Annotated in this window: 9 protein-coding genes; 4 read left to right on the top strand and 5 right to left on the bottom strand. The window is 62.2% G+C overall.

Annotated elements, in window-relative coordinates:
• Positions 1 to 36: 36 nt before the first annotated feature.
• The 3 genes from CNX70_RS12395 to tssF form a co-directional block, all read right to left on the bottom strand.
• A complete protein-coding gene (locus CNX70_RS12395) occupies positions 37 to 2,790 on the bottom strand; it encodes a type VI secretion system Vgr family protein (protein ID WP_096234928.1) in 2,754 nt (917 codons plus the stop codon).
• Positions 2,791 to 2,869: 79 nt separating this feature from the next.
• Positions 2,870 to 3,901, bottom strand: coding sequence for a type VI secretion system baseplate subunit TssG (gene tssG / locus CNX70_RS12390; RefSeq protein ID WP_096234927.1), 1,032 nt, complete (start codon positions 3,899 to 3,901; stop codon positions 2,870 to 2,872).
• A complete protein-coding gene (gene tssF / locus CNX70_RS12385; protein ID WP_096234926.1) occupies positions 3,865 to 5,706 on the bottom strand; it encodes a type VI secretion system baseplate subunit TssF in 1,842 nt (613 codons plus the stop codon). The genes tssG and tssF overlap by 37 nt, the downstream gene beginning before the upstream one ends.
• 502 nt (positions 5,707 to 6,208) lie before the next feature.
• Here tssF and leuA point away from each other — a divergent pair.
• Both leuA and CNX70_RS12375 read left to right on the top strand, forming a co-directional pair.
• Entirely contained in the window at positions 6,209 to 7,915 is a 1,707-nt protein-coding gene (gene leuA, locus CNX70_RS12380) for a 2-isopropylmalate synthase (protein ID WP_096234925.1), read from the top strand.
• Between the two features lie 169 nt (positions 7,916 to 8,084).
• Positions 8,085 to 9,689, top strand: a complete 1,605-nt coding sequence (locus CNX70_RS12375) for a methyl-accepting chemotaxis protein (protein ID WP_167389648.1) — start codon at positions 8,085 to 8,087, stop codon at positions 9,687 to 9,689.
• A 5-nt stretch (positions 9,690 to 9,694) separates the two neighbouring features.
• Here the strand turns inward: CNX70_RS12375 and egtB are convergent, their stop codons facing one another.
• Positions 9,695 to 10,942 carry an ergothioneine biosynthesis protein EgtB gene (gene egtB / locus CNX70_RS12370; RefSeq protein ID WP_096234923.1) on the bottom strand — a complete coding sequence of 416 codons (1,248 nt, stop codon included), beginning with the start codon at positions 10,940 to 10,942 and terminating at the stop codon, positions 9,695 to 9,697.
• Positions 10,943 to 10,951: 9 nt separating this feature from the next.
• Positions 10,952 to 11,944: an L-histidine N(alpha)-methyltransferase gene (gene egtD, locus CNX70_RS12365; protein ID WP_096234922.1), complete on the bottom strand. Its 993-nt coding sequence runs from the start codon at positions 11,942 to 11,944 to the stop codon at positions 10,952 to 10,954.
• A 322-nt stretch (positions 11,945 to 12,266) separates the two neighbouring features.
• On the opposite strand from egtD, the gene CNX70_RS12360 reads away from it, so the two are divergent.
• Positions 12,267 to 12,959 carry an ABC transporter ATP-binding protein gene (locus CNX70_RS12360; RefSeq protein WP_096234921.1) on the top strand — a complete coding sequence of 231 codons (693 nt, stop codon included), beginning with the start codon at positions 12,267 to 12,269 and terminating at the stop codon, positions 12,957 to 12,959.
• 179 nt (positions 12,960 to 13,138) lie between these two features.
• On the top strand, positions 13,139 to 13,426 hold the full coding sequence (locus CNX70_RS12355) for a hypothetical protein (RefSeq protein WP_034786045.1): 288 nt from the start codon (positions 13,139 to 13,141) through the stop codon (positions 13,424 to 13,426).
• The last annotated feature ends 120 nt before the right edge of the window (positions 13,427 to 13,546 follow it).

Raw genomic sequence — 13,546 nt, 5'->3', positions numbered from 1 at the left:
GACTCCCGTGAATGATGGGCAACGCAACATCCATGTTCAATCGCGCGGCCTGAAAATACGCACCTTGAGCTTTTCCAGGCTGTCGCCCACGATGGCCGCGCCCTTGCCTTCGCTGTCGGCATCGACCACTTGCTGCGAGCCATCCTCGCGCTCGACGACGATCTTGACGCCACTGACGGGACTGTCGTCGAGGCCGGAAAGCACCTGCGGCATGCGGCCCAGGTCGCCCTCGTCAAAGCTTGGCAATTCAGCCTTGCTGCTGGCCGGGCCATTCCAGTGATGGCCGTCGGTCTTGATGGTCAGCGCACCCGGGCCACCCAGTTCCACGCTGCCGCCCGCCAGTTTCAGATAGGCGCCACCGGCCGTCATGAACGTGATTTCATCCTGCGCCATGCCGATCATGCGGGTATTGGCCGTCAATTTCAGGGCCTTGGCGGCGTTCAGCTGCATCTCATCAAACTGGCTCTGCATGAGAAATTTGCCATGGTGCGCGATCTGGGTGATGCCGCCCTTGTGGGCAAACACGGAAACGCCCTCGCCGGCCTGCATGCTGCAGCGCTGGCCCGCGATCACGTGCACGTGCTGCTGCGCCACCGTGTCGACATTCACGCCGGCGTAGCTGACAATGGTCTTCGGGCTGCTCAACGCCAGCCCTGCGGGTGCCGTCAGGCTGGCCGTGGGCGCCACGGCACCAGCCACCGCCTCTTTCAAGGCAGCGGCGGGCGCCACGTCGACCGGCAGCGCCTGGTGCGCGCCAGCGTACTCGCCCAGCGATTTGAACAGGTCCAGGCACTCTTGCATCAACGCCAGATGTTCCTCGGCGGATAACTGCCCGCCTGTCGCGTCAAGCCGCCGCCAGGCCGACAGCAGCAGCGCCTTGCCGCTGCGGATCGCGCCGCCGTGATCGCTGCGCAACTCGAATCCGTCGCCGCGCTGCTGACCAGCGCCGCCCGCGCGCGGCTCGACCAGAAACCCAAGGTTGAGTTCAGTGGTGGCGTGATCGCTGGCCAGCTGGGCACTGATCTGCCGGGGCGTGTCGTCAAAACGCAGCTGATTGCCGCCCTGGCCGCGCACTTCGCGGCTGCGCAGGCCCGCCAGGTAGCGGTTGCCCGGCAGCGCGCCGCGCTTGCTGAGTGCAGGCGGCGGCGCCACGGCATTGAACAATTGTCCCAGTACAATCGGCCGGTCCGGGTCCCCTGCCAAAAATCCGATCAGCACTTCCGAGCCGACGCGCGGCAATGCCAAGGTGCCGCACTGGTGCGCGCTGCCCTGTCCATCGCCCGCCCAGTTGCTGACGACGCGCAGCCAGGCCGTGTCGCGCTCCGTATCCGAGGCGCCGGAACCTTGCGCATGTGCATGGTCGGCAGCGCGGGTGGCGGGGAAACGCACCTTGATGCGTCCTTGCTCGTCGCAATGCACTTCTTCACCAATGGGTCCGACGACGATGGCGCTTTGCAGCTGCGGCTGCGGCACATCGCGCTGCGGATCGAATGCGGGCACCAGGGCCACGCTGGAACGCACGCAGCTGAAGCGCATGCGATAACGCGGCGTTTCCGGCCCCGTCTCGCCTGCCACCCAAGTTGCGCCTTGCGCCAGCCAATCACTGGCGGCGAACAGACGCGCGATGCGCGCATCCAGGGCGCGCGGCAGGTTGTTACTGGCATGCACTTCCAATGCCGTGACAAGGAAACGCCGGGCATCTGGCCGATGCCGGTCGATTTCCGGATGACCTTCCAGGCTGAACTGCTGGCCGGCACACAGCGAACGCACGACGCCCTCGCCATGAAAACACTTGGTTTCCACGTCATGGCGCGCCATCGCCAGCAAGCCCAGCTGGCGAAAATCTTCTGCGTCATTGCCCATGTGCGGCGTCGCCACAAAATAGTCGTCGAGCTTGGCCGCAAGGCAATTGCCGCAGGCACCCTGATCGGCCATGCCGTCCGCATCCGTCTGCATGAACTGACGGTTGCGCGGCGCCGCATAATCCCAGCTATGCCGCCCGATGCTGCCTGCCTGCAGGGTGCGCACGGCGCCCCAGGCCGTGATGGTATCGCTCTCTTCGGTGGCGTCCGCCCGGTGGTAGCGGATGACAGGCGCCACGTTCTCCGGCAGGCGGCTGGCGTCGTCGAACAGCAACAAGACATGCGACGGCATGGCGTCGGACGCCCCATGCCGTGCGGCGACAGGCTGGATGACCCAGGAAATGCCACGCCGCCGCAGCAGGCGCCGGATGAATGCAGCATCGGATTCATTGTGCTGCATGGTCAGTTCGCGCGCCGGAAAGTGACGACCGGCCAAGGCCTGATCGATTTCGCAAACAAACGTGGCGCCGATGATGGTATTGCCCAGCCGCCATTCAGCAATCAGCAGTTCGACGATCTCCAGCTCCGTCTTGCTGCGGAACACACGCGTATTGCGGCGTTTTTCCATCAATGTCAGCGCATCGTGCAGCACCAGCTGGTAAGTGGCGAGGCCGCCATCGCTCAATCCGGCAGATGCCTGCACGACGATGCCGCACACGCTGCGCAACTGCCCTGCGTCGGTAACGATCTGCAACTCGGCCGGGACACCGATGAACTGCTTGAGCGGCAAGTGCGCATCGAGCGAGACGCAACGTATGCGGTACTCCAGGTCGGCGCAAATGGCTTCGCGGCCATCTACCTGCTGCGGCAACAGCACATCGTCGTTGATGCCGTCCGCATACGCCAGCCGCAGGCGCAATGGCCGGTGACGGGCGTTCAGCTCCTTCCCCACCAGCATGAACTGCATGAATTCGTCCGCGCTCTCCATTCATCCTCCCCCTGTGCCGATACGCCTCGCTCCCAGCTCATCAGTATTCATACATTTGCCGGCTGCCAATTGCGGCGCATCAAGCGGCACCGGGAATTCGGATGTCATAGCACATGGCGTCACAGTCGCGGCTGGCCTCTCCGCTCAGCAAGCGCGCGCCCTGCCCCAGGCCAGCTGTGCCCGGCTCCATCCAGGCCGTCAGGCTGCTGCCATGCACATCGGCAGCGCGCAAGATCAGACGGATTTCGTATTGCATGCATGGCAAGCCAAACAGGCTCAACATGTTTTTCAAGGCCAGCGCAGCGGAATGTCCGGGGAGAAAATCGTCGAACTGTGCCCGAGTCAAAGGTCCCAGGTACAGGCGCACGCGCAAGTCCCGGCGCCGGCAGCGCGCGCCCAGCATGGCGCCCTGCCCCAGGCTCACATTGCTGCGATTGAGCAGGGAATGCTCATCGCTCGGACGCACGTGCCAAGTGCTGACGAAGGACTCGATACGCAAGGGCACGCCGAAATAATCCGCCAGCACATCGGCCATCAACTCGGCGCTGACGGGCCGCTGCCGCAGTGCCGCCGCGTAATAAGCAAGCGCTTCCGGCGGCAGCGCACCGGTGTTTGCCAGGCGCGACGGCCAGGCGCCAGCCAGCGCCAGCTGCAACGACAGGAACCCGGCGCGGCCGCTTGCGTCGACCTGGCACTCGATCCGGCTGCCGGCCCAGGCCTGATAAAACAACACGGGCGCGCGTTGCGACAGGGCATCGAGAAAAGCACGCGCGCCGGCATTGCCCGTGGCCCGCTCGTGGCGCACCAGCCGCTCCGTATAGTGCAGGGGCAAGGTGCCATTCACACCCAGCAAGCCCATGAAACTGGGCCGCAGGTGCAGGCGGCGATGCTCGCCGTCATGCCACACCGTCTCTATCTCGCAGGCAGGAAAGACCAGGGCAACGCTCTGATGGAAACGCAAGCCATCGTGCAGTGCGGAATCGGCGCACGCGCCCTGCCGGCATAGCCAGCGTTCGAGCAGGCGCACGGTCTGAAAGAAACCGAAACGGTATGGCGCCTGGGACAGCAGCGCGATTACGCCAGTGCTTGCTGGCCATTGCGGGGCGGGCATCGCAGCAACTCCTTCCCACTCTGATGCGAAATGACGAACAAACGGCAATAGCTGTTGACATGAACATACATACCCAGCACATACTCGATCACTTGCGCAAAGACATGCAGGCCGCTGCCGACGTAAGCCTCTTCATCCACCGTCAGCAAGACGTCGATGCCAAATACCAGCACGCCGCCACTGGCGTCGGGCATCCAGGTGCTGCTGGCGCGCTGCGTCAAGGCCTGGATGCCTTGAATTTGCCGTTGTGACATGAGTGAAGCAGGCAAATCATGCAGCGCCAGCATTTCCTGAAACAACGCCAGACCATCCTCCAGCAAAGACTGATGATTCAGCGATAACAATGCCAGCAAACGGGCTTGCGCAGACAAGTCGGCTTTAAAGCGATACGCCGGACTGGGCTGGCGCAACAGGCGCACCGGCAGCGCGCCAGCCGGCCCCTCGTGCCGCAGATCGCCATCCGGCGCACCGACTGGCAATGCACTCGGCAAGTTGCGATTGCTGCACGTCAGGTCCACCGATACCGTCGTTATCCCGGCATAGGTATCGTCCTCGTCGCCGTCGACAAACGCCAGGCTGCTTTCGTAACCGGGATGGCTGAGCGCCCGCACCTCATCGCGCCGCGCCACCCAGTAGCGGCTCTTCGCTCCGCCAGCCTGCCCATGGTGCATGGCATAAAACGGCTGGCAGTGCGTCAGCGTGCCGGCATGGGCGCCCTGCCGCAGCAGGCGCACGGCATCGACACTATGAATGTCATACGCATGCGCATATTTATGCTCGGCCAGCAGCGGATACTCGCTGTGCATTTGCGTCAACCGGATCGGCGCTGCCGCTTGCTGGAACAAATTCATCACCGGCGTGCAGGCAAGCAGCAAATTGCTTGCCGATACAGAGCGCAGCAGGCGTGCGCCAGCGCTGCTGGCAGTCATGTCGCGCAGACCCAGATGCAAGGTCCAGCGCTGGCATCCAGGCGGCAAGCATGATGTAATCAGGCCAAGGTCGATATCAAAGAACTGGAATTTGTCAGGGCAGGCAAAGTATTCTGTCAGCAAGCAGTAGGCACGATGGGAACCCGGCTTGCGCGGCAACAGCGCCTCCTCCGGCAAAAAACCGACGGCACGCAGCGGCACTTGCGCCAGCGGCAACTGCACGCCGCCGGCCTCGATCCAGGCGTATGCGGCATGCAAAAACAGGGCATCGCGCAAGGTGGCCGTCAGCGATGGCGTGCCATCGATGAAGACGCGCACGGCAGGCAGCCTCAATTGCTCCAGCGTAGCGGTGGCCGACGTGGAGACGATATCGATGGCGATCGCAGTCGATATGTCGGACGGTAAATTGACCGCCGCAGCAACATCCATCACGGGAACGAAGCGCGCGCCGACAAGGCTGAGCGGCGCCAGCACCACGTCATAGGCGGTGCGAAACTTGCAGACGACGCCCTGGTATGGCGGTGCTTGCATCAATGTTCCACGCGGCAAGATATCGATGCCGTCGCGCGCCTGGCCCGGCACGCCGCTGGCGTCCACGTGGGCAATCGAGCACGCGGGAAACGGCCTCAGGTAGTGTGGAAAATTCACTTCCAGCATGGACTCGGTGAAAACATGGCGTGCGTCATCGATCTTCTTGGCCGTGCGGGCATTGCACAAGGCATATGCCTCGATCAGACGCTCGATATGCGGGTCCTGGCAACTGTTGCCAGTCAGACCCAGTGCACCGGCGACGCCGGGATAGCGCGCAGCGAATTCCTGCTGATGCGTACGCAACATACCCAGTTCCAGCTCATAGTACTTCAGCAACGATTCCATGCTGGCAGCTCCAAAGCAGGGCGGGCGACACAGGTCGCCAGACGGAAACTGTATTATTCAATAATGATAGAAAAGTAAGTTGCGCAGGAACAATAAGTCGAGCTGCAAAATGGTAGCCGCAGCGCGCAGCAGCAGCGTTCCCTGCCGAAATATACTTGACAGCCCCGCCCCACTTCCCTTACATTAAGTACATGTCCTCCTTCAAACATTCCTCCCCTTCCCTGCTGTCGCTATCGCGACTACTGCTAGCACGCGCATAAGTTTGCCGCATTGCTTCGCCTGGCCACACGCCGGCGTGTTTCAAAAACCCTGGAAGGTTTGATGATGTTTGCACCATCCCCCGCACCACCCGTAACTTCTGACGCGACCGCCACCGCTGGCGCCGTTGCCCTGCTTTGCCTGCTAAAACTACCGACCGCTTGCCTGGCCTAGTGTTGCGTGGCCGCCCGGCAAGCTTGCGCCACAACCATTGATTTCCCCCTATCTTCAGGAGTACCCGATCATGATGTTGCAAAACCCAGCTTCCAAATACCGCGCTTTTCCTCCCGTCAAATTGACCGACCGTCAATGGCCGAACCAGATCATCAGCAAACCGCCGATCTGGATGAGCACCGACTTGCGCGACGGCAACCAGTCCTTGATCGAGCCGATGAGCGCGGAAAAGAAGCTGCGCTTCTTCGAGATGCTGATCGCCATCGGCCTGAAGGAAATCGAAGTGGGTTTCCCATCGGCATCGCAGACGGATTTCGACTTCGTGCGTAAACTCGTGGATGAAAAGCGCATCCCGGACGACGTCACCATCATCGTGCTGACGCAGTCGCGTGAAGAATTGATACGCCGCACGGTGGAATCGGTGGTCGGCGCCAAGCGCGCCATCGTGCACCTGTACAACTCTGTGGCACCTGTGTTCCGCAAGGTCGTGTTCGGCATGTCGCGCGAAGAAATCACGCAGATCGCCACCACCGGCACCACCCTCGTAAAACAGCTGGTGGCGCAGCATCCGCAAACGGAATGGGGCTTTGAATACACGCCGGAATCGTTTTCCACCACGGAACTCGATTTCTCGAAGCATATCTGCGACGCCGTCAGCGCCATCTGGAAGCCGACGCCGGCCAACAAGATGATCATCAACCTGCCATCGACCGTGGAATGCAGCACGCCCAACGTGTACGCGGACCAGATCGAATGGATGTCGCGCAAGCTGGCGCGCCGCGATTCCATCATCATCAGCGTGCACCCGCATAACGACCGCGGCACGGCCGTCGCCTCGGCCGAGCTGGCCGTGATGGCGGGCGCCGACCGCGTGGAAGGCTGTTTGTTTGGCAATGGCGAGCGCACGGGCAACGTCGACCTCGTCACTTTGGCGATGAATTTGTACACACAGGGCGTGCACCCGGGGCTGGATTTCTCCGACATCGATACCGTGCGCAAGTGCGTGGAAGAGTGCAACCAGTTGCCCGTCCACCCGCGCCACCCATATGCGGGCGACCTGGTCTTCACGGCCTTCTCCGGCTCGCACCAGGATGCGATCAAGAAAGGTTTTGCCAAGCAACAACCGGACAGCATCTGGGAAGTGCCGTACTTGCCGATCGACCCGGCCGACCTGGGCCGCAGCTACGATGCTGTGATCCGAGTCAACAGCCAGTCCGGCAAGGGCGGCATGGCGTACTTGCTGGAACAGGAATACGGCCTGGTCTTGCCGCGCCGCCTGCAGATTGAATTCTCGCGCGCCGTGCAAGCCGTGGCCGACGCCACAGGCCGCGAAATCGCCGCGCAGGATATCCATGACATCTTCCAGAAGGAATACCTGCAGCAGACGGCGCCGTACGCCTACGCCGCGCACCGCATGGTGGAAGACACCAGCAGCGATGAATCCGTGCAGATCGACATCAGCCTGTCGCACCGCCAGACGCCATTGGCCCTGCAAGGCGGCGGCAACGGCCCCATCGACGCCTTCGTCAATGCGCTCGGTCTCGACATCAAGCTGATGGATTACCATGAGCATTCGATCGGCTCGGGCGCCAACGCGCAAGCGGCATGCTACGTCGAATTGCGCCTCGATAATGGCCCGACACTGTTCGGTGCCGCCATCGACAGCAACATCGTCACCGCCTCGTTCAAGGCCGTGCTGTCGGCAGTGAACCGCCGCATCGGACAGACGGAAGCCGAGAAAACAACAGCGGCCGACGTGGCGGCCAGCGCCGTCTGAGCGCGATTCGGGCCTCCCTCATAGGAGAAAAAAGCGGTACGGCTTGATCGCCGTGCCGCTTTTTCATTTCTGTTAGGCAATTAGTAGTGCAAATCAGGTATCGCCGACCGTATAATCGTTTCATAACAAGACCACCGGAGACAGATCATTAGCTACCGAGGGAATCAGTATGAAATTGACGGATATGAAGATAGGCGTGCGCCTGGGCGCCGGTTTTGGCGTGGTGCTGCTGCTGATGGCAGTGCTGGTAGGCACGGGATTGTTGCGCCTGGACAAAATCGGTGGGCTCAGCGAGTCCATCATCGAGAAAGACTGGGCCAAGGCCGACGCCATCGCCACCATCCGCAGCACCACGCGCTCGAACGCGGCGCTCGTTCTGGAACTGTTCATCCATGAAGATCCCGCGCGCGCCAACGCCATTCACGGCGAAATCGACGCCAACAAGGCCACCATCAGCGATGCGCTGGCCATCCTCGACCGCCTGATCGTGCTGCCTGAAGGCAAGGAACTGCTGGCTACCCTGAAGCAGCAGCGCAAAGCCTATGTCGTTTCGTTCAGCCAGGCCGACAAGCTGCTGATGGCAGGACAACGCGCGGAAGCGGCCGTGCATGTGCGCGACGATACCCTGCCCGCCCTGAACCGCCTGCAAAAAACGGTGAACCAGCTGAACGATCTGCAGCGCGCAGTAGTCGTGCATGGCGGACAGCAAATCCAGCACAATATTACAGCAGCCAATATGCTGATGGCCAGCCTGGGCACGGCCGCCCTGCTGCTGGGCGTGCTCTTTGCCTGGTGGGTCACGCGCTCGATCACCACGCCCATCGCGTATGCCCTGCGCGTGGCGCAAGCCGTGGCCGCAGGCGACCTGAGCAGTAAAATCGTGGCCGACGGCAAGGATGAAACGGGCCAGTTGCTGCAGGCGCTGCGCGACATGAATACCAGCCTGGCCAGCATCGTGGGGCAAGTGCGTGGCGGCACGGGCACCATCGCCGTGGCGTCGAGCCAGATTGCCAGCGGCAATGCCGACCTGTCGGCCCGCACGGAAGCCCAGGCCAGCGCGCTGGAAGAAACGGCCTCGTCGATGATCGAACTGACGAGCACCGTGCGCAGCAACAGCGACAATGCGCGCCAAGCGGACAGCTTGGCCCGCTCGGCATCCACCATCGCCCAGCGCGGCGGCACGGCCATGGCGGAAGTGATCGGCACCATGGATGCCATCAATGCGTCCTCGCGCAAGATCGTCGACATCATCGCCGTCATCGACGGCATCGCCTTCCAGACGAATATCCTGGCCCTGAACGCGGCGGTCGAAGCGGCGCGTGCCGGCGAACAGGGACGCGGCTTTGCCGTGGTGGCGTCCGAAGTGCGCAACCTGGCGCAGCGCTCGGCGGCCGCCGCCAAGGAAATCAAGGAACTCATTGCCGACTCCGTCAACCGCGTGGGACAGGGCGCGCAGCTGGTCAGCCAGGCAGGCGCCACGATGGATGAAGTGGTGGCCAGCGTGGGCCGGGTCAGCGCCATCGTCGGTGAAATCAGCGTCGCCAACCACGAGCAAAGCGAAGGCATCGAGCAGATCAATGCCGCCATCATGCAGATGGACCAGACGACGCAGCAAAACGCGGCCCTGGTCGAAGAAGCGGCCGCGGCCGCGGCCGCCATGCATGAACAGGCAGGCGAACTGGAAACCCTCGTCAGCCAGTTCAAGCTGGAACAGAACGCCGTCGCCAAGGCGCCGCCTCGCCCTGCGCCAACCTCCACACCGCGCTTGAACTAGTTCAGCTATTCCACCTGGCGCGCCAGGCGGATGCCGGAAAATTGCCAGCGCGCACCGGCCGGAAAGAAATTGCGGTAGCTGGCGCGCGCATGGCCAGCCGGCGTGGCGCATGACGAGCCGCGCAGCACATACTGGTTCAGCATGAACTTGCCGTTGTACTCGCCCAGCGCCCCGGGCGCCGTGCGGTAGCCGGGATATGGCGCGTAGCTGCTGCTGGTCCACTGCCAGCAGCGGCCAAACATTTGCCGCAAGCCCGTACCCGGCGCACCGGCGGCCGGATGCAGCTGCCCCACTTGCACGGCGACGCCTTGCGCCGCCACTTCCCATTCCGCTTCCGTCGGCAGGCGCGCGCCAGCCCAGTGCGCATAGGCATCTGCCTCGAACAGGGACAAATGCGTGGCTGGCGCCTGCAGGTCGAGCGGGCGCAGCCCGAACAAGGTGAATTCCTGCCAGTGCCCGGCGTCATCGCACTGCCAGTACAGCGGACACGCCAGCTGGCCGCTGCGCACCCAGTCCCAGCCTTCGGCCAGCCACAGGTGCGCCGAGCGGTAGCCCCCCGCCTCGATGAAGGCGAGAAATTCGCCATTCGTCACCAGCGCAGCGGCCAGCTCGAACGGCGCCACGTATTGCGGATGGCGCGGCAATTCATTATCGAAGCAAAAACCGTCGCCCGCATGGCCGATCTGCGCCAGGCCGCCGTCAAACGCGAGCCAGGCCGTGGGCTGCGCGTGTTCTTGCACTGGCGCAACCGCGCTGTCCCGGTAAGCGGGATCCAGGTAAGCGGGAAACAGGGCGCTCTGCGCCAGCAGGTGCTTGACGTCCGTCAACAGCAGCTCCTGGTGCTGCTGCTCGTGTTCAAGGCCCAGCGCCAAGAGCATGGTCAGGCGTTCGCGCTCGTCGCGCGCCAGTTCGCCCGCAAGCAGGCGGGCGATGCGCGCATCGACATCGATCCGGTAGGCGCGCACTTGCGCCATGCCGGGGCGCGTCAGCACGCCCCGCTGGGCACGCGGATGCTTCTCGCCCACGCCGTTGTAGTAGGAATTGAACAGCACGCGGAAGGCGGGGTGGAACGGCGTGAACGCCGCTTCCATGCTTTCCAGAATAAACGTTTCGAAAAACCAGGTGGTATGCGCCAAATGCCATTTTACGGGACTGGCGTCCGGCATCGACTGGGCCCCGCAATCCTCGTCAGACAAGGGTTCGGCCAGCAGCAGAGAATGCTGGCGCACTGTATGGTAATAGTCGATTAGCATCGTCGCCTTTTAGTCTCTGATGACGCGCGCATAGATAACCGCAAACCACTGCTGCGGGTCCGTCCAGACTTGCACGGTGGAAAACCCTGCCTGCTCCAGCAAACCGACGAAGTTCGCGCGCGTGTATTTATAGCTGTCTTCTGTATGGATGCGTTCGCCTTTCGCGAAACGCCGCTGGCCACCTTTCCAATGGACAACTTGTTCGCTGCGCGCTTCCAGGTGCATTTCGACGCGGCGCTCGTCGGCGTTGAAAAAGCCGTGGTGCTGCCAGGCGCGCACGTCGAAGTCCGCGCCGATCAGCCCATTCACGTGGCGCAGCATGTTCAGGTTGAAGGCGGCCGTGACGCCCAGCGCATCATCATAGGCGGCGTCGAGGATGGCATCGTCCTTGATCAGGTCGACGCCGATCAGCAAGCCGCCATCGCCGTCCGCATTCGCGCGCAGGCGGCGCAGGAAGGCGGTCGCTTGTTCAGGCGCAAAATTGCCAATCGACGAGCCGGGGTAGAAGAACAAGCGCCGCGCCTCGCGCACGCTGTCGGGCAAGTCCAGGCGGCGGGAGAAATCCAGGCCCAGGCCCGTCATCTCGATGTGCGGAAAGCGCTGCTGCAGCCGGCCCAGCGATTCACTGAGGAAATCATAAGAAATATCCACCGCCACATACTGGGCCGGGTGCAGCAGGGGGAACAGGCTGGCGGCCTTGGCGCAATTGCCCGCACCCAGGTCGATCAGGGTGCTGCCCGGTCCCACGGCGTGCGCGATCTCGGCGCCGTGACGGGCGAAGATGGCCGCCTCCGTGCGCGTCGGATAATACTCGGGCAAGGCGCAAATGGCTTCGAACAGTGTCGAGCCCAGCGCGTCGTACAGGTACTTGGGCGAGGTCCAGGCATCGCGCGCCAGCAGGCCGCTGCTGATCTCGACTATCGTGGCAGGAGTGGCGCTGGCCACTCGGACGTTGCTGGCGGGAGACAAATCTGACTGCTGTTGTGCGAGTGGCATGGTCATGGGCTGGCGTCGTCTATCAAGGTTCACGAAGGGCTTGCACGGTCAGCCACCGGGCGCCGCCCCTGCCACAGCGGTTTGCGGGCGCCTTTTCCGATGACTTTTTCCCATCATAGCGGAATCCGCACAAGCCAGCCGTGCGACAGGTAACGTAAGCTCAAACTAGCAGTGTGCACACAAAATTGGTATTGCCCAGCAAAAATGATAATCCTGTCGTATACTACACATTGCCGGCCAATCAATCCGCGCCCCTTTGCAGTTCCCAGGCCCCCCTCTCCCCCGCGTGCCTCCCTTTACCATAGCCGTTTTATTAATCAACATCACCATGCTCGAATTGCGCCATCTGTCGAAGTCCTATGCCCATGCCCGTCCCGTGCTGGCCAACATTTCCTGCCGCTTCAAGGCAGGGGAATTCATCGCCATCATGGGTGACTCGGGCGTTGGCAAGTCGACCTTGCTGAACCTGATCGCCGGCCTCGATACGCCCGATGCGGGTGCCGAAGCGCACCCTATCCTGGTGGACGGCATCGCCATGTCCAGCCTCGATGACGCCGCCGCCACCCGGCTGCGTCGCGCCCGCATGGGCTTTATCTTCCAGGCCTTCCACGTCTTGCCGCACCTGACCCTGCTGCAAAACGTGGCCCTGCCGCTGCTGCTCAACGGACTACCCCAGGAGCGTGCCGCCAGCATGCTCGAAGCGGTCGGCCTGGGCGGACGCGGCGGCGACTTTCCGCAGCAATTGTCCGGCGGCGAAATGCAGCGCGTGGCCATTGCCCGCGCGCTCGTGCACAAGCCGGCGCTGGTGCTGGCCGATGAGCCGACCGGCAACCTCGATCCCGATACGGCACACAGCATCCTGCAATTGCTGCGCGCCGAAATCAAGGCCAACGGCAGTTGCGCGATCATGGTCACACATTCGCTGGCCGCCGCCGAAATGGCGGACAGAACCATGATCCTGACGAAAAACGGCTTACAAAATACAACAACCGTCGACCAAATTGGTCAAACAATCAGTTAATTTAACTGACCATCTTTCACAAGTTTTGTTATCGTAGTATTATTGAAAACACTTGCCTGGTTATCAATGTTGTAACGCGAATGGTATCACGTCACCCGGACAGCCGTACTGCGATGACGAACTATAGCTGGGACCACATACAGTGGTCTCGTCCCTTGCATAACCTGAAGGAGGAGTAAATGAACGTTCGGCAAAAGAAGCTGGAAATGATTGAAGCGATGAACCGGGCGCGTGCGCTCGAACCATCGAGTTTTGTGCCCAACAAGCTGCTCGATACCCTGATCGAGAAGATGAACCTGAAAAATGATGCGGAACTGTGCCGTGTTCTGGAAGTCCAGCCTCCCATCATCAGCAAGATTCGTCACGGCAAACTGTCGGTCGGTGCAACGATTTTATTGCGCATGCATGAAAAATCGGACATCACCATCCGCGAACTGAAGGAACTGTCCGCCACGCCAGTCCATTGAATGACCCGCTGTTGTAATGCCATGCCAGGCACCCAGGTTCCCGGCGCCATGAACTTTTGCCATACAATTCGCGTAGTTCGCTCACCGCACCACATCCGAGCACGATAGCGAAGAGACCCA

This window comes from Janthinobacterium svalbardense (genome assembly GCF_002327145.1).
GTDB classification, from domain to species: Bacteria; Pseudomonadota; Gammaproteobacteria; order Burkholderiales; family Burkholderiaceae_D; genus Janthinobacterium; species Janthinobacterium tructae.
The sequence above is the reverse complement of the archived record's forward strand: the minus strand, read 5'-3'. Positions and strand labels throughout refer to the sequence as shown.